21 protein-coding genes are annotated in these 22,232 nt (G+C 64.7%); 9 read left to right on the top strand and 12 right to left on the bottom strand.

The window, feature by feature from the left end; genetic code table 11:
* Positions 1–57 precede the first annotated feature (57 nt).
* From GEV02_RS26045 to GEV02_RS26035, 3 genes are all read left to right on the top strand, one after another.
* Positions 58–564 (top strand): GAF domain-containing protein, encoded by a 507-nt coding sequence (locus tag GEV02_RS26045; protein WP_152840826.1) that lies wholly within the window; start codon positions 58–60, stop codon positions 562–564.
* A gap of 154 nt (positions 565–718) precedes the next feature.
* The gene (locus tag GEV02_RS26040) at positions 719–1,306 is read left to right on the top strand and encodes a TetR/AcrR family transcriptional regulator (RefSeq protein WP_235922952.1); all 588 of its coding nucleotides are present in this window, start codon (positions 719–721) and stop codon (positions 1,304–1,306) included.
* The gene (locus GEV02_RS26035; RefSeq protein WP_152840825.1) at positions 1,299–2,177 is read left to right on the top strand and encodes an alpha/beta hydrolase family protein; all 879 of its coding nucleotides are present in this window, start codon (positions 1,299–1,301) and stop codon (positions 2,175–2,177) included. The genes GEV02_RS26040 and GEV02_RS26035 overlap by 8 nt, the downstream gene beginning before the upstream one ends.
* Here GEV02_RS26035 and GEV02_RS26030 read toward each other — a convergent pair.
* The gene (locus GEV02_RS26030) at positions 2,144–2,887 is read right to left on the bottom strand and encodes a GntR family transcriptional regulator (RefSeq protein WP_152840824.1); all 744 of its coding nucleotides are present in this window, start codon (positions 2,885–2,887) and stop codon (positions 2,144–2,146) included. The genes GEV02_RS26035 and GEV02_RS26030 overlap by 34 nt on opposite strands.
* A 288-nt stretch (positions 2,888–3,175) precedes the next feature.
* On the opposite strand from GEV02_RS26030, the gene GEV02_RS26025 reads away from it, so the two are divergent.
* Positions 3,176–5,848, top strand: a complete 2,673-nt coding sequence (locus tag GEV02_RS26025) for a TonB-dependent receptor (protein WP_152840823.1) — start codon at positions 3,176–3,178, stop codon at positions 5,846–5,848.
* A gap of 89 nt (positions 5,849–5,937) precedes the next feature.
* Here the strand turns inward: GEV02_RS26025 and GEV02_RS26020 are convergent, their stop codons facing one another.
* The 6 genes from GEV02_RS26020 to GEV02_RS25995 form a co-directional block, all read right to left on the bottom strand.
* Positions 5,938–7,161: an RNA polymerase sigma factor gene (locus GEV02_RS26020; protein ID WP_152840876.1), complete on the bottom strand. Its 1,224-nt coding sequence runs from the start codon at positions 7,159–7,161 to the stop codon at positions 5,938–5,940.
* A gap of 40 nt (positions 7,162–7,201) precedes the next feature.
* Positions 7,202–8,014: a YciI family protein gene (locus GEV02_RS26015; protein WP_152840822.1), complete on the bottom strand. Its 813-nt coding sequence runs from the start codon at positions 8,012–8,014 to the stop codon at positions 7,202–7,204.
* A gap of 32 nt (positions 8,015–8,046) precedes the next feature.
* Entirely contained in the window at positions 8,047–8,460 is a 414-nt protein-coding gene (locus tag GEV02_RS26010) for a YciI family protein (RefSeq protein ID WP_152840821.1), read from the bottom strand.
* Between the two features lie 12 nt (positions 8,461–8,472).
* Positions 8,473–8,946, bottom strand: a complete 474-nt coding sequence (locus tag GEV02_RS26005; protein WP_152840820.1) for a VOC family protein — start codon at positions 8,944–8,946, stop codon at positions 8,473–8,475.
* A 90-nt stretch (positions 8,947–9,036) separates the two neighbouring features.
* Entirely contained in the window at positions 9,037–10,452 is a 1,416-nt protein-coding gene (locus GEV02_RS26000; protein ID WP_152840819.1) for a heavy metal sensor histidine kinase, read from the bottom strand.
* Positions 10,449–11,120, bottom strand: coding sequence for a heavy metal response regulator transcription factor (locus tag GEV02_RS25995; RefSeq protein WP_152840818.1), 672 nt, complete (start codon positions 11,118–11,120; stop codon positions 10,449–10,451). Before GEV02_RS25995 ends, GEV02_RS26000 begins: the two co-directional genes overlap by 4 nt.
* Before the next feature lie 136 nt (positions 11,121–11,256).
* On the opposite strand from GEV02_RS25995, the gene GEV02_RS25990 reads away from it, so the two are divergent.
* Both GEV02_RS25990 and GEV02_RS25985 read left to right on the top strand, forming a co-directional pair.
* Entirely contained in the window at positions 11,257–11,670 is a 414-nt protein-coding gene (locus tag GEV02_RS25990; RefSeq protein WP_152840817.1) for a DUF305 domain-containing protein, read from the top strand.
* Positions 11,667–13,031, top strand: coding sequence for a YncE family protein (locus GEV02_RS25985; protein ID WP_152840816.1), 1,365 nt, complete (start codon positions 11,667–11,669; stop codon positions 13,029–13,031). Before GEV02_RS25990 ends, GEV02_RS25985 begins: the two co-directional genes overlap by 4 nt.
* Positions 13,032–13,036: 5 nt before the next feature.
* Here the strand turns inward: GEV02_RS25985 and GEV02_RS25980 are convergent, their stop codons facing one another.
* Positions 13,037–13,975 (bottom strand): alpha/beta fold hydrolase, encoded by a 939-nt coding sequence (locus GEV02_RS25980; protein WP_152840815.1) that lies wholly within the window; start codon positions 13,973–13,975, stop codon positions 13,037–13,039.
* A 93-nt stretch (positions 13,976–14,068) separates the two neighbouring features.
* Here GEV02_RS25980 and GEV02_RS25975 point away from each other — a divergent pair, with 93 nt between their 5' ends.
* Positions 14,069–14,884 (top strand): substrate-binding periplasmic protein, encoded by an 816-nt coding sequence (locus tag GEV02_RS25975; protein WP_152840814.1) that lies wholly within the window; start codon positions 14,069–14,071, stop codon positions 14,882–14,884.
* Here the strand turns inward: GEV02_RS25975 and GEV02_RS25970 are convergent.
* The 3 genes from GEV02_RS25970 to GEV02_RS25960 form a co-directional block, all read right to left on the bottom strand.
* Positions 14,881–15,465, bottom strand: coding sequence for a cohesin domain-containing protein (locus GEV02_RS25970; RefSeq protein WP_152840813.1), 585 nt, complete (start codon positions 15,463–15,465; stop codon positions 14,881–14,883). The genes GEV02_RS25975 and GEV02_RS25970 overlap by 4 nt on opposite strands.
* Positions 15,466–15,540: 75 nt before the next feature.
* The gene (locus tag GEV02_RS25965) at positions 15,541–18,453 is read right to left on the bottom strand and encodes a M12 family metallo-peptidase (protein WP_235922950.1); all 2,913 of its coding nucleotides are present in this window, start codon (positions 18,451–18,453) and stop codon (positions 15,541–15,543) included.
* 204 nt (positions 18,454–18,657) lie between these two features.
* Positions 18,658–18,903 carry a hypothetical protein gene (locus GEV02_RS25960; RefSeq protein ID WP_152840811.1) on the bottom strand — a complete coding sequence of 82 codons (246 nt, stop codon included), beginning with the start codon at positions 18,901–18,903 and terminating at the stop codon, positions 18,658–18,660.
* 44 nt (positions 18,904–18,947) lie between these two features.
* Here GEV02_RS25960 and GEV02_RS25955 point away from each other — a divergent pair, with 44 nt between their 5' ends.
* Positions 18,948–20,339 carry an MFS transporter gene (locus GEV02_RS25955; RefSeq protein WP_152840810.1) on the top strand — a complete coding sequence of 464 codons (1,392 nt, stop codon included), beginning with the start codon at positions 18,948–18,950 and terminating at the stop codon, positions 20,337–20,339.
* Here the strand turns inward: GEV02_RS25955 and GEV02_RS25950 are convergent.
* The gene (locus GEV02_RS25950; RefSeq protein ID WP_152840809.1) at positions 20,311–21,213 is read right to left on the bottom strand and encodes a LysR family transcriptional regulator; all 903 of its coding nucleotides are present in this window, start codon (positions 21,211–21,213) and stop codon (positions 20,311–20,313) included. The genes GEV02_RS25955 and GEV02_RS25950 overlap by 29 nt on opposite strands.
* 466 nt (positions 21,214–21,679) lie before the next feature.
* Here GEV02_RS25950 and GEV02_RS25945 point away from each other — a divergent pair, with 466 nt between their 5' ends.
* Complete coding sequence (locus tag GEV02_RS25945) at positions 21,680–22,231, top strand: hypothetical protein (RefSeq protein ID WP_152840808.1); 552 nt, start codon at positions 21,680–21,682, stop codon at positions 22,229–22,231.
* Position 22,232 lies beyond the last annotated feature (1 nt).

Here is a 22,232-nt window from a genome sequence, read left to right as displayed (position 1 = left end):
GCCGGCGCGGAAACGGCTACCATATCGTCCTCGGCATATTTTTCTTAGAAGAACATCATGACTTTCACCCTCAGCGACACCGCCTACGGCACCGACACTCCCGCCGCCAAGCTCGCCATGTTCGACGACCTGCGTTCGCAGCTGACCGGCCTGGTGCACGGCGAGCGCGACCTGATCGCCAACACCGCCAATTTCAGCTCGCTGGTATTCAACAGCATGCCGGGCTTGAACTGGGCGGGCTTCTACTTCCTCAAGGGCGACGAGCTGGTACTGGGACCGTTCCAGGGCAAGCCGGCCTGCATCCGCATCAAGAAGGGGCGCGGCGTCTGCGGCACCACCGTGGTGGAAGGCAAGTCCATCGTCGTGCCGGATGTGCATGTATTCCCGGGCCACATCGCCTGCGACGTCAACTCGCGCTCGGAGCTGGTGGTGCCGGTGCGCGGCGCCGGTGGCGAGATCGTCGGCGTATTCGACCTCGACAGCCCGCTGCCGAACCGCTTCGACCAGACCGACGCCGACGGCATCGAGATGCTGGTCAAGATCCTCGAAGCCACGCTGGCCTAAGCACGTCATTCCCGCGCAGGCGGGAATCCATGCACTGGATGAATTCCCTCCATACTGAGCCGGCACGCACGCGGCCTATGGGTTCCCGCCTTCGCGGGAACGACTTCGTTTTTTTTCGCTTGCCAGCAGACCGACCGGTCTGTACAGTAAACCCATGACCACCCCACCTACCCGAGACCGCCTGATCCGCGCCATGGGCGACGCGCTGCAACGCAAGGGCTTGCACGGCGTCGGCCTGAGCGAGATCCTGGCCGCCGCCGGCACGCCCAAGGGCGGCCTGTACCACCACTTCCCGGGCGGCAAAACCGAACTGGCCGTGGCCGCCATCGAACAGCAGGTGGCCGAACTGTGCGCCCTGCTCGACAAGCTGCTGCCCGCCGCCTCCGACCCGGTGGCCGCACTGGAACTCTGGACCACCCGCGCCCAGCAGCTGCTGGCCGCCAGCGGTTTCCAGCGCGGCTGCCCGCTGGCCACGGTGGCGCTGGAATCGGAGGTGGACGACATCGCCATCCGCAAGGCGCTGGCCGACGGCTTCGCCGCCATCCGCGAGCGACTGGCGCTGGCCTTCCAGGCGTCGGGGAAAATCGCCAACGCCGCCGGCCTGGCCGCGCTGATCGTGGCCGCCTACGAAGGCGCGCTGCTGCAAGCCCGCGTGGCCGGCAGCGTGGCGCCGATGGAACTGGTCAGCGCCACGCTGTTCCCGCTGCTGCGCACCCAACTTCAAGGAAACGTTCATGACTAAGCAGCTCACCCTGAAAGCGGCCGACGGCTACCCGGTCGTCGCCACGCTCTACCCGGCCGCCGGCGCAGCGAAGGCGCAGCTGATGGTCGCCAGCGCCACCGGCGTGCCGCAGGGCTACTACCGCCGCTTCGCCGAGTTCGCCGCCGCGCGCGGCTACCGCGTGCTGACGCTGGACTATCGCGGCATCGGCCTGTCCCGCCCGGCCACGCTGAAGGGCTTCGACGTCGACTACCTGGACTGGGGCCGGCTCGACCTGGCCGCCGCCGTCGACTACATGGCCGACGAAGCGCTGCCGTTGCTGATGGTTGGCCATTCCTACGGCGGCCACGCGCTCGGCCTGTTGCCCAACCAGCACAAGATCGCCGCCTGCTACCTGTTCGGCACCAGCGCCGGCTGGCACGGCTGGATGCCGCCGCTGGAACGCATCAAGGTCTGGATCACCTGGCACATCGCCGGCCCGCTGCTGACGCGCTGGCACGGCTACCTGGCGTGGAGCAAGCTGGGCATGGGAGAGGATTTGCCGCTGTCGGTCTACCGCCAGTGGAAACGCTGGTGCGGCTTTCCGCGCTACTTCTTCGACGATCCGAGGATGGGCGACATCCGCAGCAGCTACGACCGCGTGCGCATGCCGGTGATGGCGGTCAACGCGCTGGACGATTTGTGGGCGCCGCCCGCCTCGCGCGACGCCTTCATGGCAGGCTACCGCAACGCCAGCGTCGCCACCGCCGACATCGACCCGGCCCGCGCCGGCATCGGCGCCATCGGCCACATGGGCTACTTCCGGGCCAGCGCGCAGCCGCTGTGGGAAGACGCGCTGGCCTGGCTTCAGCTTCAGCTTCAGACCGAGCTGAGCTCCGCCACGAAATCGTAGGCATCGCCGCGGAAGTAGGAGCGGCAAAACTCCACCACCCGGCCGTCGGACAGGAAACCCAAGCGTTCGATGGCCAGCCCCGCATCGGCCTCCTTCGCGTCCAGCAACCGCGCCTGCTCCGCACTCAGCAGCAACGCCGACAAGCGCTGCAAGGCGCGCACCGGCCGGTTGCCGTAGCGGTTCAAGGCTTCGTACATCGATTTGTCCACCGACTCCATCGACGGCAGAAAACAGCCGGGCACGGTCGCGTACTCCACGCACATCGGCGTGTCGTCGGCATAGCGGATGCGGTGGAAACGGTAGACCTGCTCGCCCGGGCTGAGCCGCAGCCGCACCGCCTCCTCGCTGGTGGCGATGCCGACGGCGCGGTGCAGCCACTTGCTGCTGGGGCGGCGGCCACGCGCGCGCATGTCCTCGGAAAACGAGGTGAGCTTGGAAAAATTCTGCTCGATGCGGGTGTGGTTGATGAAGTTGCCGGAGCCGGGACGCCGCACCAGCAAGCCCTCCGCCACCAGGCCGTCCAGCGCCTTGCGCACCGTCAGCCGCGACACGTTCAAATCGGTGGCCAGCTTGCGCTCCGGCGGCAGGGCGTCGTCCGGCAGCAGCACGCGCTGGGCGATGGCCTCGCGCAAGGCGCGCTGCAACTGGTGATACAGCGGCAAGCTGCTGCTCTCGCTCAGCACCTGCATGATGTTGGTTAGCGTCACCATTTGATTCCCTCTGCCCACAAACAAGTACCAATTTAGTACCAAAATATTACGGAAACATTGGTGTATTTTTAATTATTTGCACCAATACGGTGAATACTAAGGCATTTTTTGTCTAAAAAGCACCACAATCACAATTATTTTGTAACTGGTAGCGCTTTGGTATCATTGTTTACAGTATATTGGCATCGAACTGGTTTTGTTGTTTGGTTTGCAAGGGGGAATCTTGCGAAAGATTCATCATCACAAGAAGTGAACAGGCTCAAGCTAGGGCCATATTGGAGATTGGCAATGAAGTTTCAACAGCACGCAGCAACTACTACGCCGGCCCGCGCCGGCCTGACCCCGATCGCAGCCGCGGTCGGTTTGATGATCGCCGGCGCCGTCCTGGCGACGCCGGCCATGGCGCAACAGGCGACGCAACCTGATGAGCCGACAGCCATCGTGACCGTTTCGGGCGTACGCGCCGCCCTGGAACAGTCGCTGAAGCAAAAACGCAATGCCGACTCGGTGGTCGAAGTCGTCACCGCCGAAGACATCGGCAAGATGCCGGACAAGAACGTCGCCGACGCCATCCAGCGTCTGCCGGGCGTCAACATCCAGTCCTCCGCCGGCGGCGAGGGCGGTTTCGGCGAGAACGACCGCGTCAGTCTGCGCGGCACCAGCCCTTCCCTGCAACAAACCCTGTTCAACGGCCATGCCATCAGCACCGGCGACTGGTTCGTGCTGAACCAATTCGGCGGCAACGTCGGCCGTTCCAGCAGCTTCTCGCTGCTGCCGTCCGAACTGGTCAGCTCCATCGTCGTGCATAAATCGCAGACCGCCGACCTGGTCGAAGGCGGCGTCTCCGGCGCCATCGACGTCATCACCCGCCGTCCGCTGGAATTCAAGAAAGCGCTGACGCTGGAAGCATCGGTGCAAGCCGTGTACAACGATCTGGCCAAGAAGACCGAGCCGCAATTCTCCGGCCTGTTCAACTGGAAGAACGACACCAACACCGTCGGCGTGCTGGTGCAAGCCTTCTCCGAAAAAACCACCGTGCGCCGCGATGGCCAGGAAGTCCTGGGCTATGTGACGGTCGGTAAGAACAGCGCGGCCGCCAAGGCCAATCCGGCGCTGGCCGGCCTGTACGTGCCGACCTTCATCGGCGCATCGCTGTTCGAGCAAAAGAAAAAACGCGAAGGCGGCGCCTTCGACGTCGAGATCAAGCCGTCGAAAGAACTGACGCTGGACCTGAACGGCTTCTACTCCAAGCTGGATGCACCGCATCAGAACACCAACTGGCTGGCCGCTCCCGGCAACTCGTTCAACCGCGACAACCGCGTGCCGACCGCCTACACCGTCAAGGGCAATACCATCACCGCCGCCAGCTTCGCCACCAACTCGGGCGAGGTCGACAACATCTACCGTCCTGATGCCGGCGGCGAGGCCTATTACGTCGACTTCAACTTCAGGTACCGCGCGACGCAAGACCTGACCCTGAGCGGCAAGGCCGGCATGACCCACGGCGAAGGCTGGGACCACGGCGACGTCTACTACCAGAACAACGTCAGCGGCGGCATGACCTATCAGCTGAACGGTCTGAGCCCGGCCTCGGTCTCCTACCCCGGCGGCGTCACCACCACGCCTGGCAGCACGGCCTGGGCCGGCGGCGGCGAATCGCAATCGATCGACAAGGAACACTACGCCCAGCTGGACGGCGACCTGCGCATCAGCCAGGGCGTGTTCGACTCGGTCAAGTTCGGCGTCCGCCTGACCGACCACAAACGCAGCGCCGAGCACCCGCTGGAATCCAAACTGGGTCCGCTGGGCGGCACCAATCCCGGCCCGGCATGGAGCGGCCAGCAGTATCCGAGCGACTTCGCCTCCAACCTGGGCGGCGGCCTGTCGTCGGCTTACTTCCGCTATGACGGCGCGGCGCTGGGCGCATGGGGCGCGGTACCGGGCAACCGCGTGATCGACTTCGTTGCACGCCACAACTGGCAGGATGAATTCAAGGTCAACGAGAAAACCACCGCGATATACGGCATGGCCAACCTGGCTGGCGACAGCTGGAGCGGCAACGTCGGCCTGCGCGGCGTGCGTACCAAGCAGACCTCGATCGTCAACCTGTCCGGCGGCACCAACCCGATCAAAGGCTCGGCCTTCGGCGACTACACCCCGACCACGTTCGAACGCACCTACAACGACGTACTGCCTAGCGCCAACATCAAGTACGACGTGAACAAAGACCTGGTGGTGCGCGGCGCACTGTCGCGGGCGATTTCGCGTCCCGACTACAGCGCGCTGGGCGGCTCGGTATCGCTGAACGACGATGCGCTCAGCGCCACCGGCGGCAACGTCAACCTCGATCCGGTACGCTCCAACAATGCGGAAGTCAGCGCCGAGTGGTACTTCGCGCCGAAGTCCTCGCTGTCGGCAGGCCTGTTCTACATGGACCTGGTGTCGGTGGTGGCGCAAGGTGGCAGCGTGGGCACCTTCTTCAACAACAAGCAGAACAAGATGACGGAGTACCAGATCACGTCGCCATTCACCACCAGCGGCAAGAACAAGGGCGTGGAGCTGAGCTACCAGCAGCCGCTGTTCAGCAGCTTCGGCGTGCTGGCCAACTACACCTACGCGGATGGCAAGCTGGCCGACGGTTCCGAGCTGTTGAACTCGTCGAAGAGCACCTACAACATCACCGGCTTCTATGAGGATGCGAAGTTCAGCGCCCGTCTGGCGTACAACTACCGCTCCAGCTACAAGGCCGGCGTGGACCGTGGCGCCAGCCAGCACGTGAAGGGCGCGGGCAATCTGGCCGGCTCGTTGAACTACAAGATCAACGAGCAGCTGACCATCACCTTCGATGCGCTGAACCTGACCAACACCACCATCAAGATGTACGCGGAAACGCCTGACCAGCCGCGCGCGTTCTACTCGAACGGCCGCACCTTCTACCTGGGTCTGCGCGCCAAGCTGTGAGGTGCAGTTTGAAGTTGTAAAGAGGTTGTTGTAAGAGTCTGTTGTACCAAGGTTTGCTGGCCCTTAACTCCCGTGGGGCCAGCTTTTTTTTATTGCGCGGCGGCGCGCGCCAGCAGCAGCGTGCGTTCGCGCTCGTTCTGCGTCAACTGCGCCGCGCGTTCGAATTCGAGACGGGCCTCGCCGTGCCGTCCCAGCTTGGCCAGGAAGTCGCCGCGCACGCTGGGCAGCAGATGGTAGTGCTTCAGCGCCGCCACCTCCATCAAGCCATCCACCACTTCCAATCCCGCTTCCGGCCCGAAGGCCATGGCCAGCGCCACCGCGCGGTTCAGCTCCACCACCGGCGACGGCGCCAGCTGCGACAAGGCGTCGTACAGCGCGGCGATGCGCTGCCAGTCGGTATCGGCCGCGCGCAGCGCGCGCGCATGGCAGGCTGCGATGGCCGCCTGCACGCCGTAGGAACCCAGGCCGCGCCCGGTGTTCTCGGCGCGCGCCAGCGCGGCCAGGCCGCGCCGTATCAGCATCTGGTCCCAGCGCGAGCGGTCTTGCTCCAGCAGCAGGATAGGCTCGCCGCCGGGGCCGACGCGCGCGCGGGCGCGCGACGACTGGATCTCCATCAGCGCCACCAGGCCGTGCACTTCCGCCTCGTCCGGCGCCAGTTCGGCCAGGATGCGGCCCAGCCGCAGCGCTTCCTCGCACAGGGCCGGCCGCATCCAGTCGGCGCCGGCGCTGGCGGAATAGCCTTCGTTGTAGATCAGGTAGATCACCTGCAGCACCGACGCCAGCCGCTCGGCCAGCTCGTGCGCGCGAGGCGCTTCGAACGGCACCTTGGCCTCGGCCAGCGTGCGCTTGGCGCGCACGATGCGCTGCGCCACCGTCGCTTCCGGCACCAGGAAGGCGCGGGCGATTTCCTCGGTGCTCAGGCCGCCCAGCAGGCGCAGGGTCAGGGCCACGCGGCCGTCGGTGGGCAGCACCGGATGGCAGGCCACGAACACCAGCCGCAGCAGGTCGTCGCCGATATCGTTTTCCAGCGCGTCGGCGACGGCGGCGTCGAGGTTGGGCGCGGCGTCCTGCAGCACGCCTTCGATTTCGTAGGTGAGTTCCGCTTCTTTTTCCTGGTGCATCTGGCGGCGGCGCAGCACGTCCAGCGCGCGGTTCCTGGCCACCGTGGTCAGCCACGCGGCCGGCTGGTCGGGCACGCCGGTTTCCGGCCAGCGCTCCAGCGCCAGCACCAGCGCGTCCTGCGCCAGCTCTTCGGCCTGGCCGACGTCGCGCAGCATGCGCGCCAGCACGGCGATGATCTTGGCGGACTCCATCCGCCACACCGCCTCGACGATCTTGTCGACCTTGTGCTGCTTATCCGCCACGGGCTTTTTTCTTGAACGCTTCGCGCAGCTCGGTTTCCAGCAGCTCGGCGCGCAGGCGCTCTTCGGCGGCGCGCATTTCCGGCGTAAATTCCTGGTGGGCGATGCGCTCGCAGGCTTCGCGTATCTCCAGCGTCAGGTCGCCGTCGCCGGGATAGGGGTAGACCTTGGCCCAGGCGATGACCTCGTCCAGCGACGCCGCCTGCACCATCCAGTAGCCGGCGATCAGTTCCTTGACTTCGGTGAACGGGCCGTCGACCACCGAGGTCTTCGAATTGGCGAAATGGACGCGCGTGGCCGAGGCGCTGGCCTTGAGGCCCTCGCCCGCCAGCAGCACGCCCTGCTGCACGCCGTCCTCGTTGTAGGCGTTCATGCGGTCGATGACTTCCGGCGGCGGCGCCAGGTCGGCCTCGGCGCCGGCGTCGGAACGGATGAAGATGACGTAGCGCGTCAACGCTTCGTCACGGCGCGGGATGTTGCCGGCCACCGTGCCGCGCTCGTCGAAGCCGAAACAATTGCCGGGGCAACCGGCGTCGCGGATTTCATACACTGCGCCGCTGTCGAACAAGGGCCACCAGCGCACCTGCTCGATCGCATCCTCTTTCGATTCCGCCTCGATCAGCGTAAAGCCGGCCACCAGTTCCCTGGGCGCGAACGGCCCGTGCAACTGGCTCCACTCGCCGTCGCGGCGCAACAGGCGCACCGCCTCCGTGCTGGGCTTGAGAAAAGTCCCCGGCTCCAGCGCCGGCGGCTGTTGGCCGCGTTCGGTGCTCTGGTTGGCGCGGCGCAGTATCATGAATTCCATCGCATGCTCCTTTTTCCGCTAAGGTAGCAGCATCACAGGCGGGCGCGCAAGGCTTCTTCCTGCGCGACCAGCTCCGGCGTGGCGGCCTCGCCGAAATCCTCCATCTCGAACACCTGGCGGATTTCGATTTCCGACGGCACGTCGAACGGATTCGGGCAGCGCTTCATCCACTCGATGGCCTCTTCCTTGGACTTCACCTGCAGCAGCCAGAAGCCGGCGATCAACTCCTTGGTCTCGGCGAACGGGCCATCGGTGACGGTGCGCGTGGCGCCGTCGTAGCGGATGCGCGCGCCCCTGGAACTGGGATGCACGCCCTCGCCGGCCAGCAGTACGCCGGCGCTGACCAGCTCTTCGTTGAACTTGCCCATCGCCGTCAGCAGCTCGGTGCTCGGCATCTTGCCGGCCTCGGAATCCTCGGTGGCTTTTACGATAATCATGAAGCGCATGTCGTTCTCCCCTCAGCCGCAGTCCGGCATCTGCTGTTTCATGGCTGCGCCCATTTCTTCGGGCGTCATGTCCTTGACGTGGGTGGCGATCGACCAGACGTGGCCGAACGGATCCGTGACCTGGCCGTAGCGGTCGCCCCAGAACATATCGGCCGGCGGCATCCTGGCGGTGGCGCCGGCGTCGATCGCCTGGGCGTAGGTGGCGTCGGCATCGGGCACGTAGATGTGCAGCGTCACCGGGCTGCCCTTGAGCTTGAGGGGGCCGAGGTTGCCGAAGTCCGGGAACTCGTCCACCAGCATGACCTGGGAATCGCCGATGCGCACGGCAGCGTGCATGATCTTGCCGTCAGGGCCGCCCATGCGCGCGGTCTCGACGGCGCTGAAGGCTTTTTTATAGAACTCGATGGCGGCTGCGGCGCCGTCCACCACCAGATGCGGGGTGACGCTGTGCATGCCTTGGGGAATAGGATCTACTTTTGCAGTCATGGTGCTCTCCTTGAAGTGTGGGTTGAACCGAGTGAAAACGCTCACTCTACCTCCACGACGAAGCAGCACGAACCAAATCGACAAACTTTTTTAAATATTTTCAGTTTTTTTAAACAGCAGGAAAAACGTGGTAAGCACGCCCGCTTCGCTCTCGACGCGGATATTCCCTCCATGCAATTCCATGATGGCGCGCGCGATCGCCAGGCCCAGTCCGGCCGAATGGGCGGGACTGGAACGGGCCGCGTCGGCGCGGTAGTAACGCCCGAAGATATGCGGCAAGTGCTCCGGGGCGATGCCGGGACCGGTGTTGGCGACCGCCAGCTCCACGCCCTGTCCGGCGCGCCGCGCCGACAGCCGTATCACGCCGCCGGCCGGCGTGTAGCGCAGCGCGTTCGACACCAGGTTGCCGACCGCGCGCTGCAGCAGCACCGGGTCGAGCCAGGCCTCGATCGCCGGCGCGTCGACCTCCAGCCGCACGCCGGCGTCGTCGGCCAGGATCTCGAAGTAGTCATGGATGCGCAGCAGTTCGGCGCTCAGTTGCAGCGGCTCGCGCTGCAAGGCCAGCTGGGCGTTGTCGACCCGCGCCAGGAACAGCGTGTTCTCGATCATGCGCGCCAGCCGCTCGTACTCTTCGGAATTGGAGGCCAGCAGCGCCTGATACTCTTCCGCCGTGCGCGGCCGCGCCAGGGCCACCTGGGTTTCCACCATCAGCGTGTTGACCGGCGTGCGCAGATCGTGCGCCAGGTCGGCGGCAAAGCCGGACAGGCGCTGCACGCCGTCCTCCAGCCGGTCCAGCATGGCGTTGAAGGCCTCGCCCAGCTCGCGCAGTTCGACCGGCGCGTCGCGCAGCGACAGCCGCGTGTTGAGACGGTTGGCGTTGATGTCGTTGGCCTTGGCGATCACGCTGCGCAGCCGGCGCATGCTGTGGCGGACGATGAGGTAGCCGAGCAAGGCGGCCAGCAGCGCGCCGCCGCACAGCGCCAGCAGCAGGTCGCCGATGTAGGCGCGCAGGATCTTCAGGCGGTCGGAGCGTTCGCGCGCCAGCGTGATGCGCACCGTCTCGCCGCCCACCTGCCCGGCCGCGCTGACCATGCGGCCCGCGCCCGCGGCCGGCGCCCAATCGTGCACATCGCCGAGCGTGAGCGGGCGTTGCGGCGGCACGCTGTCGACCTGCGGCAGCGGCCCCGAAGCGCGCGACGACAGCAGCAGCGCCGCGCCGTCCGGGCCATCCACGCGCAGCATGAAGTCGTCCTGGCCGGACAGCGCCGCCATCAGCGGCCGCCGGTCCTGCGCGATCGCCTGCGGCGACGGCAGGCCGGCGATGATGCGGCGGATCTGCATCGCCTTGTTGATCAGTTCCACGTCGTCGCGGGCGCCCATCTGCCGCGCCAGCGTGGTGTACAGGTAGGCGCCGGCCGCCAGGAAGATCGCCGCCGCCATCGCCGACAGCAGCAGCGCCACGCGCAGCGTCAGCGACAGCGGGCGCCGGCCCGCGCCGGCCTTCATGCGCGCGCTTCTAGCAGATAGCCCATGCCGCGCACGGTCTGCACCAGCTTCTCGGCGTAGGGATCGTCGACCTTGGCGCGCAGGCGGCGGATCGCCACGTCGACCACGTTGGTATCGGAATCGAAGTTCATGTCCCACACCATCGACGCGATCTGGGTGCGCGACAGCACCTCGCCCTGGCGCTTGGCCAGCAGGTGCAGCAGCGCGAATTCCTTGGCGGTGAGGTCGATGCGCTCGCCCTGGCGCGTGACGCGGCGGCGCAGCACGTCGATCTCCAGGTCGGCCACGCGTATCAGCTCCATCTCGCGCACCGGGCCGCGCCGCATCAGCGTCTTGATGCGGGCCAGCAGTTCGGCGAAGGCGAAGGGTTTGACCAGGTAATCGTCGGCGCCCAGCTCCAGGCCCTTGACGCGGTCGGCCACGTCGTCGCGCGCGGTCAGGAACAGCACCGGGGTCTGCTTGCGCTCGCGCAGCCTGGCCAGCACCGCCCAGCCGTCCATCTGCGGCAGCATCACGTCCAGCACGATCAATTCGTAGTCGTGCTCCAGCGCCAGCGCCAGGCCGTCGACGCCGTTGCGCGCCAGGTCGGCCACGTAGCCGGATTCGCCCAGGCCCTTGACCAGGTAGTTGCCCGCCTTCGGCTCGTCCTCCACAACCAGTATCTTCATGATGTTCTCCAGATGCGGCATTGTCGGCCTTTTGCCTGGGCGCTTGGATTACAAATCTGTCATTTGCGCGTCATCCTGCGGTCAGCGGCACGGCCCCAGACTGGCTCCAACGATACAGCAAACCAGGGAGCACTCCATGTTCGACCGATTCCGCACCACGGCCGCCGCCGGTGCATTGACACTCGCATTGGCCGCGCCGCCGGCCGGCGCCCAGGAACACGCGCACCATCACGGCGGCGACAGCGCCGCCGCGCCGCCGGCGTTTGTCGCCAGCACCGCCAAACCCTTCGCCGCGCTGATGGACGACGCCATGGCGGTGATGGACGCCGGCATGCGGCAGGCGCCGATGAACGGCGTCAACGAGCATGACTTTGCCACCATGATGATCCCCCACCACCAGGGCGCGGTCGACATGGCCAAGGCCCTGCTGCTGACCACCCGCGATCCCGAGCTGCGCAACCTGGCGCTCGGCATCATCGCCGAGCAGCAGAACGAAATCAAACTGATGCAAGCCTGGCTGCAACGCCACAACCACGAGGAGAAAAAATGAAAACCATCGCTTGGACGATCGCCGCGCTGCTGTCGGCGCCGGCCTTTGCCGCGCCGTCGGCGCTGGACCGCGTCTACACCGCGGACCAGAACAGCAATACGATTTCCGTGTTCAACCCCGCCAGCAATACGCTGCTGGGGCAGATCAAGCTGGGCAACGCGCGGCCCGACGTGCTGTCGCCGCTGTACCGCGGCGAGATCAATGTGCACGGTCTGGGCTTCTCGCCCGACCACAAGACGCTAATCGCCATCGCCAACGGTTCCAACTCGGTGACGTTCATCGACACCGCGACCAACCAGGTCAAGGGCAAGACCTACGTCGGCCGCTCGCCGCACGAAGGCTTCTTCCGCGCCGACGGCAAGGAAGTCTGGGTGGTGGTGCGCGGCGAGGACTATATTTCCGTCATCGACCCGCTCACCTTCAAGGAGACCCGGCGCATCCAGACCGACATCGGCCCCGGCATGGTGCTGTTCCACCCGGACGGCAAACTGGCCTTCGTGGTGTCCAGCTTTACGCCGACGGTCGACGTGATCGATGTCGCCACCCACGCCGTCATCAAGCGCATCGCCGTGACGAGCCCCTTCTCGCCCTTTCTGCAATTGACGCCGGACGCCAGCGAAGTGTGGATGACGCACAAGGACGTCGGCAAGGTGACGCGCATCAGCACCGGCACGCTGGCGGTGACCGGCGTGATCGACACCGGCTTCATCACCAACCACCTGGCCTTCGCCACTGTCGGCGGCGAGGTGCGCGCCTATGTGACGATAGGCGGAGAAAACCTGGTCAAGGTCTACAGCACCGGCAAGGACGCCAGGCTGCTGGCGACCATCGCCACCGGTGCGCTGCCGCACGGGATCTGGGCATCGGACGACGGCAGCCGCCTGTACGTGGGACTGGAGAACGGCGACGGCGTGCAGGTGATCGACAGCGCCAGCAACCAGGTCATCGCCACCATGCCCGGCGGCCAGGCGCCGCAGGCGCTGGTGTATCTGTCCGGGGTGGCGCCGTCGGCGGACGACCGCTCCAATCTGGTGGCGCGCGTGAACCAGGATGCGCACAACGTGCCGTTCAAGGCCGTGGCCGGAGAGGGCAAGGGCTTTGCGGTGGTGCGCAACCTGGGCGTGGTCGATGCGCTGGAAGTCTTTCTGTACAAGCTGAAACCGAATACGGTTTATCACGTTACCGTCAGCAGCCAGGCGGCGCCGCTGGGCAGCTTCCGCACCAACGATGCGGGCATGGCCAACGGCACCATGATAGGCCCGGTGCGCGCAGCGGCCGCCAGCGATGCCGCCGCCCGCGCCGACCGCCTCAGCGTGACCGAGGCTGGCGCCGGCGCAGCGGTGCTGGTCAGCGCCTTGTAGGCGGCTTACTGGTCGATGAAGCCCACGATGGCCGGCACCACTTGCTCCGGCGCTTCGTCGATCAGCCAGTGGCCCGAGCCCTGGATGATGACGCTCTTGACATTGGTGGCCACGGTGCCGACCTGCTTGCCGAGGAATTCGCCGGCCGAGTACTGGCCGGCCAGCGTCAGCACCGGCATGGTCAGCTTGGTCTGCGACAGCGGGGCGAAGTCGGCGGCGTCGCGTTCGAAGTCGCTGAAGTAGGCGAAGCCGGCGCGCATGCCGCCCGGCTGGGCATAGGCTGCGGTGTACAGCTTGCGGTCCGCTTCCTTGACCGACTTGGTCTTATCGGCCGAGAAGTCGTTCCAGAAGTGTTCGAAGTAGATGCGTTCGCGGCCCTTCACCAGCGCCAGCGGGGTTTCGCCGTAGAAGTGGAAGTGCCACACGGCCTTGGCCGGGAAGGCGTTGCGCCAGTCGCCGACACCGGGAATGAAGGCGTCCATCAGCACCAGCTTGCTGGTATCGGCCGGGAACTGGGCGGCGTAGCCGTAGGCCACCATCAGGCCGATGTCGTGGCCGACCACGGCGGCGGGCTCCTTGCTGATGCCTTTGACCAGTTCATGGATGTCGGTGGCCATGGTTTTCTTGTCGTAGCCGCTCTCCGGCTTTTCCGAGCCGCCGGCGCCGCGCAGGTCGGGCACGATGACGGTGTGGCGCTTGACCAGTTCGGCCATCGCGGGCGTCCACATATGGCCGGTCTGGCCGTAGCCGTGCAGCAGCACGACCGGGCTGCCCTGGCCGCCGATCTTGTAGTGCAGCTTGACGCCGTTCACTTGCGCATATTTGTCGGTGAAGCCGGCGACCTTGACATCGATCGGGGCGGCGGCTGCGGCGGCCAGGCCGGTGCTCAAAACCAGTGCTGCGGCAACCACGGTACGGCGAAGAATGTTGGTGCTGGCGTTCATGTTAGGCTCCTGAGTGGGTGGGTAGTGCAATCACTATATGGTTTAAATTCATGGCTATCAATCAGCCAAAAGGCAAGTAATCATTCATAATTTATGAACATAAAGCACCATTTCCTCACCTCACTACTTGTTCTGCTGAGCGCCGGCGCCAATGCCTGCGTGCTGCGCATCGGCTACACCACGCAAAACGCCCCGCCCTATTTCATCGGCACCGACACGATTCCGGCGACGCCGGGCGCCACCGTCGACCTGCTGAACGAGATGGCCGCAGCCGCCGGCTGCAAGACCGAACTGGTGCGCCTGCCGACCGCGCGCCTGCTGCTGGCGGTGAACGCCGGCCAGATCGACGCCACCGCGCTGGCCTCGCCGCCGGCCGGCATGCAGTCCGTGGTCTATCCGCGCGCGGCCGACGGCAAGCCGGATCCGGCGCGCGGGCTGCAGCACTACACGGTCATCATCGTGCGCGCCGCCGACCGCGCGGCGGCCGAACGCGACCTGCCCGGCTTCCTGCGCCAGCGGCGGGTGGGCGTCTCGCACGGCGTCTCGTTTATCGGCGAGCTGCGCGCGGCCGGCCTGACCGTGGACGACGGCGCGGCCGACGCGCGCCGCAATTTCGACAAGCTCAAACGCCATCGGGTCGATGCGGTCGCCATGTCGCTGAACGTACCCAGCGATATGGACGAGATGCTGGCGCGCGAGCATGGCAAGGATCTGGCCAGGCTGGAGCAGCCCTGGAGCGCGCACTCGCTGTGGCTGATGGTGAACAAGGATTACTACGGATCGCACGGCGCCGCCGTGGAAGAGATGTGGCGCTGGATGGGCAGCAAGGGCCGCAAGCGCCTGCCGCTACTGCTGAAGAAGTATGAAGCGCTGCCGCCACAGGGCGGCGGCAGCGCGGCGCGGCCTTAGCCCACGCGACGGCGGCGCAATGCCGCCAGGCCGATCAGGCCGGCACCCATCATCAGATAGCTTGCAGGTTCCGGCACGGCGGTCGTCACCAGCGTCAGCGTGCCGTATTGCGGCGTGATGTCACCCAGGCTGGCGTTCAGGAACAGCGTATCGGTAAAGCTCAGCGTGCTGGTGCCGGCGCCGATCACCTTGAAGCTCAGGTGCGCCAGGCTGCCGGTGCCGCTGACACCAGCCCCGCTGCCGAACTTGGTGCCGAACACATAGGACAGCAAGCCCGGCGTGCCGGATGCATCGCCTCCGCCGAAGTCGGTGGCGCCGCCGTCCGATCCCAGGAAGGCGCCTTCGCCGGCGCCGGTCGCTTGCAGGTAGGCGGGATTGAACAGCAGCGAGAAGTTATATCCGAACAGATCCGTCACGCCGGCGATGCGGATGTCCAGGTCGATGGTCGAGCCAACCACGCCGGTCGATGGCGTGGCGACGATGCTCAGCACCGGATCGGCGGCGTAGGCCGACGGTGCGGCGAAAGCGGCGGCCAGCAGCGCGGCGCCGGCCTGGTATTTCCATTTATTCAAACTCAACATAGTCATTTTCCTTTGCCCATCGGGCTTAGATTCGGCATCGGCGCCGCGATCAGGCGGTGCCGACAACAGGTACGCTTACAGACGGCAACCGCCAGCGATGCGTTGCGACACCACCGACAGGTCGCGTGCATCCACCACGCCATCCTTGTTCAGATCGGCACGGGCATCGAAGCCGGCCTGGCCGGTGCGCTTGCCCAGCGACGCCTTGACGATGGCATAGTCATCGCAATTGATGGTGCCGTCGGCATTGATGTCGCCCACCAGGCGGATCGTGAAGTTAGCGTTCGACACATCGAAGAACACATTGCCGACCGCTTCCACCTTGACGCGTGCCGTGGTGCTGGCCACCAGCGGCAGCGTGACTGCCTTGCTGCCGTTGTTGGCGGTGCTTTCCGCCAGCGTGTACGGATAGGTGTTGCCGCCGTCGGTGGACAGCGTGATCTTCACGTTGGCGGTGTTCACCGGTGCGACGTCGGTGTTGGCCACGGACCAGGTCACGGTCTGGGTCGAGCCAGCGTCCACCGACACTGCGCTGTTCGGCGACGTCACCAGGAAGGGACCGGCGCCTGGAGCCAGGATCAGCTTGGTGCTGGCGTTGCCCACGCCACCACGGCCGTCACGCGCCGTCAGGCGGAAGTTCAGCGCGGCCGGATTGGCGTTGGCGTTGTAGCCCACGTAGTCGGCGGTCGGCAGGTATTCCGAGAAGCAGGCGATGTCGGCGGCGGTTGGCGTCGCGGCGGCGGTCGGGCAAACACCGGTTTCAGCATTGGTGTTGTTGACCAGGATCTGCGCCATGTCCGGGAACACGCGGGTCGGATTGGTGGTGACGTGGTTTTCGCCCGGCGAACCATACTTGATGGTGTCGGCGTTGCTGACCACGGCCTGCACGCCGAACTGGCGGAACAGCGGACCGTCGACCTTGCTGTTGCTGATCAAGCCGGTGCCGTTGGCGGAGGCGCGGTCGTTCTGCTCCCACAGGTAGGTCAGGGTGTCGCCTTCGCCATCGGTGGCGCTGCCGGTCAATGCGAACGGCGTGCGCACCGGAATGGTGTAGCTGGCCGGCACGCTGACAACCGGCGTGGTATTGCCGGTGAACGACAGCGAACCGCGACGGGTGGTGGCGCCGCCGACGGCGATCTCGCCGACATAGCCGCTGCAACCGCCGCTGCAAGCAACCACTTGCAGCACGTCGACCGGGGTGCCGGCCAGCGTGCCGCCGAAGGTGATCGTTGCGCCGGTGGTGCTCAGCGAGCTGATGGTGACCGTGGCGCCCGCAGGCCAGCCGCTGATGGCCTGGATCGCCGCCTTGACGCCGGCCGTGGTGTAGTTGGTGCCGTTGATGATGGCCGGCGTATCGTTGCCGTTGTAGCGCAGCTTGAACTGCTGCGTGCCGCCGAAGTTGGTCAGCGCCAGTTGCTGCACTTCGTTGAGCGTGCTTTCGGCGCCCGAGGTGTAGGTGACGATCTCATCGAAGCTGCGTTGCGACCAATAGGCATCGCTGTGGGTTTGCAGGTTGTCGGTGCCGCAAATGCCGGCGTAAGCCATGATCGACGAGCCGCTGCCCGGTTCCACTGAGGTGCCGGCGTTGCGGTTGCCGCCCGAGCAATTGCTGATCACGCCGTTGAAGGTGTGGTTGCCGGCAAACTGGTGGCCCAGTTCGTGCGCCACATAATCGACCGCGTAGAAATCGCCGACCGGGGTAGGAATGCCGGTGCAACCCTGCGCCTTGCTGTTGCCGCCGACCACGCCCAGGCTGGCGATGCCGCCGCCGTTCAGGCCCAGTGCGATGTGGCCGACATCGAAGTTGCGGGCGCCGACCAGCAGGCCGGCGACGATGCGGTTGCGGGTCAGCGTGGCGCTGCCGCAGCTGGAGGACTGGCTGGCGGTGAAGCAGGCGGCGGTGCCGCATGGGCCGTTGGCGCCGGTCATCTGCGCGGCGGTGTCCAGGTTCAGCGCGTCGGTGGCGTTGATCAGCACCAGGCGGATCGCGGTCTCGTCTTCATAGACCTGGGTCACGCGGTTGATCAGCGTGACCTTGGCCGCCGTGACGTTGGCCGAGCCGCCGAAATAGGTTGCGTAGGATGGATCCGTCACCAGCGCCAGACGGTAGGTGCGCAACTGATTGCCGGTGGCCGGCGTGGCCGTGACCAGATCTTCCACCACGTGGTAAGCCACGGTGCTGGACGACGTGCCGTCGCTGGCGCTGACTTCGTAGGCGCCGGTGTTGCGCGATGGGTCGGCCACCAGCGTGGTGTTGATTACGCCTTCCGCGTCGGCGGTGACCACCACGCTCTGGCGGCTGCCGGTATCGCCTTCGTTGCGCACCGAGACCGTCACCGAAGCGCCCGGCGTGAAGCCGGCGCCGCGCACTTCGACCTTGTCGTCGGCGTGGTAGAAGCCCTGCGACAGGGCGATCTGCGGTTCGGTCAGCGGCGCTTCGCGCAAGGCGCCGTGGCTGTTGGCCAGGTCGCGGCTGTGATAGCTGTTGTAGACGCTGTCGTCCAGCGCGGTTTGCGGATCGACATACCAGGCGCCCTTCGGCGTACGCACCGAGGCGTGCAGGCCCAGCGGCGTGATGTCCATGCGCAGGCTGGCGTTAGGATCGTCGATGCCCTTGCCGGCATAGGTCTTGATTTCAGGGTGCTTGGCGGCGAGGCCGGCTTCCATGATCGGCGAATCGACGATGGCGAAGCGCTGGTAGCCGCCGTCCGGGTGCGGCAGGGAAATGATCAGCGGGCTGACAGCGGCGGCCTCGGTGCGCTCCAGCGGCGCCGATTGCGCCAGCTTCTTCAAGCCGTTGCGGTTCAGGCTGGCGGCGTGGAAGCGGCGCGGCCCGGTGGTGTTGGCGGCCTGCGCGGTCCGGCCGCCGGCCGGGCCGACGTCTTGCCAGAAATCGCCGGTGGGCTGACTCTGAACCTGCGCCTCTTGGGCGATGACGGCGGCCGAGCCGGAGACGGTCCAGCCCAATGCCATGAAAGCGAATAACATGCGTCCAGCGGTAGGACGCAGCGTTGCCCTGGCCTTTTTGAGGCGGGGAGTCGATGACGGATTCACTGAAAGTTTCATGCCTGCTATACCCTTAATTTTATTGTTGATCCGAAAGGTCCGTTTTCCCTGTGCAACAAGAATCAATATGCTCAACGAAACATTCACGCATTGCGAACAAGACATGTAAAAGTTTCAACTTAAGTATTACTTACTTAATTTATTGTCACAACAGTTAGCTGGGATTTTTTTTGCGGCGAGGTGGAAATCTGAGCGTTTCAGCCACAGGCGCAAAAAACCACTGTTGTCTTTAATACACAGTTCCGGTTTGTATTGTTCATGGGCAAGCACAAAACGAAAGCAGAAGGCCGGCGCCCCTTCGTTTGTTGAGCGCCGCTTGAAAGTGTTTTCAGAGATGAATTCTTTACTGCGCGACGGTTGGGAAACTAGCATGGCCTCCCCGCTACCCCAGCCTCACGCAACAGGAGAACTTCACCATGTCCAAGCAAACCGGCAAGCGGCTCGCGCTGCTGTCATCCTGCCTCGCCTTCATCATCGTCATACTCGATGTCAGCGTGGTCAACGTCGCCCTGCGCAGCCTGCGCGTCGAATTCGCCGGCACCATGTCGCATCTCGAATGGGTGGTCAGCGGCTATACCCTGACTTTCGCCGCCTTCCTGCTGACCGCGGGCGCGCTGGGCGACCGTTTCGGCCCCAGGAAAGTCTTCATCCTCGGCTTCGTGCTGTTTGCGCTGGCCTCCCTGCTGTGCGGCGTCGCCGGCAGCCTGACGGCGCTGATCGCCTACCGGCTGCTGCAGGGACTGGGCGCGGCGCTGGTGGTGCCGGCCTCGCTGGCCATCGTCAACCAGACCTTCCCGGAAAAGAATGCGCGCAGCCGGGCGATCAGCCTGTGGGCCGCGTCGGGCGGCATGGCGCTGGCGCTCGGCCCGGTGTTCGGCGGCGCGCTCATTTCATTGACGGGATGGCGCGCCATCTTCTTTGTCAACGTGCCGATCGCGCTGCTTGGCAGCCTCATCGCCTGGCGCTGCGTGAAGGACGCCGCCGGCACCGCCGGCCGCGTGGTCGATATTCCGGGACAAATGCTGGCCGCCCTGGCGCTGGGCGGCTTCACGCTGGCCTTGATACAGGTGAACGCATCCGGCCCGCGCTCGCTGCCGGTGGTCGGCGGCATGATGGTGTTCCTGTTGTCCGGCGCGGCGTTTGTCGCGGTCGAAAAACATCTGGCCCATCCGATGCTGCCGCTGCACCTGTTCAGCAACCGCCATTTCGCCGCGTCGTCGCTGATCGGCATCCTGGTCAATTTCGCGTTCTATGGATTGATCTTTTTGTTCAGCCTGTTCTTCCAGTATGCGTGGGCCTACACGCCGCTCGACACCGGCCTGGCATTCCTGCCGATGACGGGATCCATCATGGCCGCCAACCTGTTGTGCGGAAAACTGATGGTCAAGCACGGCTACCGGGCGGTGCTCACCTGCGGCATCGCCTTGGCTGCGCTGGGTTACTTGTCGATGCTGCCGTTTGTCGGCGATGGCCGTTATGCCGATATCGGCGTCCAGTTCATCGTGGCCGGACTGGGCATCGGACTGGCGGTGCCGGCGATGACCAATGCGATGGTGTCGTCGACCGGGCAGCGCTACATCGGCATCGCCTCCGGCGTGCTCAACGCATCGCGCCAGATCGGCGGCCTGATCGGCGTCGCCGCGATGGGCTTGATCGTCGGCGACGTCACGGAGCAACGCTTCGCCGGTGGCATGGCGCCAGCGCTGCTGTGGTCGATTTCCGCGCTGGCCATCGGTGGATTGATCGGCTTTTTTGGCTTGAGAAAATTGGAACCCGCCGTTACGCAAACTCGTCCAGCAGGAAGGTGATGAAGGCTTTTAGCTTCGACGGCATAGAATCCATTTTCCGGTAGACCAGGTGCATGGCCCGGTCGGGCAGGCGGTATTCCGGCAGCAGGCGCAGCAGCTGCCCGCTTTGCAGCCACGGCCGCGCCAGGATTTCCGGCAGCACCGCTATCCCCGCGCCTTGCAATACCAGCGCGCACACGCCCTGCGCATCGTTCACCTGCATCTTGAAGGGTACATTTACCTGATGCGTCGCATCGTCGGCGCCGATGAATGCCCACGTCGTCTGCAGGCGGTTCCAGACGGTCTTGTGGTCGAAGTAGGTGGCGATGCACTGGTGCTGCGCCAGGTCGTCGGGCGTCGATGGCGGCGGGTTGGCGGCCAGGTAGTCCGGCGACGCGCACAGCACCAAGCCATACGGCCGCAATGGCCGCGCCACCAGATTCGAATCGGGCAAGGGGCCGAGGCGGATGGCGGCGTCGTAGTCGGTATTGTTCATGTCGACGATGTCGTCGCTGAGGGAGACGTCGATGCGTATCCGGGGGTGCTGCGCGTAGAACGCGTTCAGGCGCGGCAGCAGCGCGACGACGCCGAAGGTGCGCGGCGCGGCCAGGTTCAGCGTGCCTTCGGGATTGCCGGTGAAGTTGGCGGCGACCTCCCCGCTCTCCCTGACCATCGCCAGCACGTTCAGGCAGATGCCGTAATAGTAGGTGCCGAATTCGGTGACCGACAGCGTTCGGGTGGTGCGGACGACCAGCGCGGTTCCCAGCTCGTCTTCAAGATACTTGAGGTAGTTGCTCACCATCGCAACGGAAAGATTGGAGTTCTGCGCTGCGACCGTCAGGCTTTGCTTGTCCACCACTCTGACGAAAACCTGCATCGCCTTCAATTTATCCATTGCTGCATGCCTTATTTTCCGGTTACTTTTTATGCAATCTTACACCGCGAGCGGAAATGAAGTCTCCCGCGTTCGGTTCTTTGGGAGTGCGCGCCCGAAAGCGGTAGAATGACGGGTTACGCGCCGGGACCGTTTTCGCCCCTGCAAAACCAGACTCACGCACCGCCGAAAAAGAACCAATGACCACCGTCCCGAACGAAATCAACGCCGCCGCCGTCAAGAACAGTCCCACCGAAACAGCCCCCCCCCGATGATGCTGCAGTATTCTCGCTTACTAAAGTAAGCCTTATAGGATAAAGACGTCTGCGAATAAGCAGGGAAAATTCTTGTGCCTTAGTTCGCTCAGAATCATCAATCCGCCTACAACATGGGGCGAGTATCCGATACACATGGAAGCAGATCTCGCTCAGATATCGATGTGGGCGGCTGTCTATGATGACGGCTCAATAAATCAGCACTGTACAAAATGCTCATCTCAAAAAACAGTACCAATAGTTTTGCAACAGACTTCAGCAAGTATGAGAAGGTAGGTTTTCACTGCACCTCGATTGTGGCTGCACCGAAGATCGAGTCTGCAGGCTTCCTGCCTGCCAAGGTTTTCGAGGAAGCTGTTCATGTCGCAGTCGTTGCCGCTATCAAGACAAGTCAGATCGCAGCTGGTGCGTATTTCGGTTGGCTTGGCATGAAGTCCATTTCTTTTGGTGGAAGTCTCGCCTCGGCACGTGCTCAAATTCATTCCAGTGGTGGTCAGGGCCTCAATGGCATGTGTGAAGCTCTAACTGCGCTACTCACTAACGGCTCCGACGAGCATGCGCAAATGGCTCAACATCTTCTCAACGAAATAGCCGAAATCTTGAAAAGTCCCGTGGTTATATATGCCGTCGATTTGTCCGGGTTAGGGCCTCGCCTGGCGCGGCAAGGCGAAGATTATCAAGTTTATTTCCGTGAAGATGAACCGTTGCCAACGATGAGCTTAGTCGGCCCAAGTCGTCTCATTGAACGCCTTGAATTGACTTGAC

The organism is Rugamonas aquatica (assembly GCF_009380215.1).
Taxonomy (GTDB): domain Bacteria; phylum Pseudomonadota; class Gammaproteobacteria; order Burkholderiales; family Burkholderiaceae_D; genus Rugamonas; species Rugamonas aquatica_B.
The sequence above is the reverse complement of the archived record's forward strand: the minus strand, read 5'-3'. Positions and strand labels throughout refer to the sequence as shown.

Coding starts and splice junctions, on each gene's coding strand:
- GEV02_RS25985 (WP_152840816.1), top strand. CDS start 11,667: ATGAAAACCATCGCTTGGACGATCGCCGCGCTGCTGTCGGCGCCGGCC.
- GEV02_RS26000 (WP_152840819.1), bottom strand. CDS start 10,452: ATGAAGGCCGGCGCGGGCCGGCGCCCGCTGTCGCTGACGCTGCGCGTG.
- GEV02_RS26030 (WP_152840824.1), bottom strand. CDS start 2,887: ATGGTGACGCTAACCAACATCATGCAGGTGCTGAGCGAGAGCAGCAGC.
- GEV02_RS25960 (WP_152840811.1), bottom strand. CDS start 18,903: ATGCTAGTTTCCCAACCGTCGCGCAGTAAAGAATTCATCTCTGAAAAC.
- GEV02_RS26010 (WP_152840821.1), bottom strand. CDS start 8,460: ATGCGCTTCATGATTATCGTAAAAGCCACCGAGGATTCCGAGGCCGGC.
- GEV02_RS25975 (WP_152840814.1), top strand. CDS start 14,069: ATGAACATAAAGCACCATTTCCTCACCTCACTACTTGTTCTGCTGAGC.
- GEV02_RS26035 (WP_152840825.1), top strand. CDS start 1,299: ATGACTAAGCAGCTCACCCTGAAAGCGGCCGACGGCTACCCGGTCGTC.
- GEV02_RS25995 (WP_152840818.1), bottom strand. CDS start 11,120: ATGAAGATACTGGTTGTGGAGGACGAGCCGAAGGCGGGCAACTACCTG.
- GEV02_RS26040 (WP_235922952.1), top strand. CDS start 719: ATGACCACCCCACCTACCCGAGACCGCCTGATCCGCGCCATGGGCGAC.
- GEV02_RS25945 (WP_152840808.1), top strand. CDS start 21,680: ATGCTCATCTCAAAAAACAGTACCAATAGTTTTGCAACAGACTTCAGC.
- GEV02_RS25990 (WP_152840817.1), top strand. CDS start 11,257: ATGTTCGACCGATTCCGCACCACGGCCGCCGCCGGTGCATTGACACTC.
- GEV02_RS25980 (WP_152840815.1), bottom strand. CDS start 13,975: ATGAACGCCAGCACCAACATTCTTCGCCGTACCGTGGTTGCCGCAGCA.
- GEV02_RS25970 (WP_152840813.1), bottom strand. CDS start 15,465: ATGTTGAGTTTGAATAAATGGAAATACCAGGCCGGCGCCGCGCTGCTG.
- GEV02_RS26020 (WP_152840876.1), bottom strand. CDS start 7,161: ATGGAGTCCGCCAAGATCATCGCCGTGCTGGCGCGCATGCTGCGCGAC.
- GEV02_RS25955 (WP_152840810.1), top strand. CDS start 18,948: ATGTCCAAGCAAACCGGCAAGCGGCTCGCGCTGCTGTCATCCTGCCTC.
- GEV02_RS26015 (WP_152840822.1), bottom strand. CDS start 8,014: ATGGAATTCATGATACTGCGCCGCGCCAACCAGAGCACCGAACGCGGC.
- GEV02_RS26045 (WP_152840826.1), top strand. CDS start 58: ATGACTTTCACCCTCAGCGACACCGCCTACGGCACCGACACTCCCGCC.
- GEV02_RS25965 (WP_235922950.1), bottom strand. CDS start 18,453: ATGTTATTCGCTTTCATGGCATTGGGCTGGACCGTCTCCGGCTCGGCC.
- GEV02_RS26025 (WP_152840823.1), top strand. CDS start 3,176: ATGAAGTTTCAACAGCACGCAGCAACTACTACGCCGGCCCGCGCCGGC.
- GEV02_RS25950 (WP_152840809.1), bottom strand. CDS start 21,213: ATGGATAAATTGAAGGCGATGCAGGTTTTCGTCAGAGTGGTGGACAAG.
- GEV02_RS26005 (WP_152840820.1), bottom strand. CDS start 8,946: ATGACTGCAAAAGTAGATCCTATTCCCCAAGGCATGCACAGCGTCACC.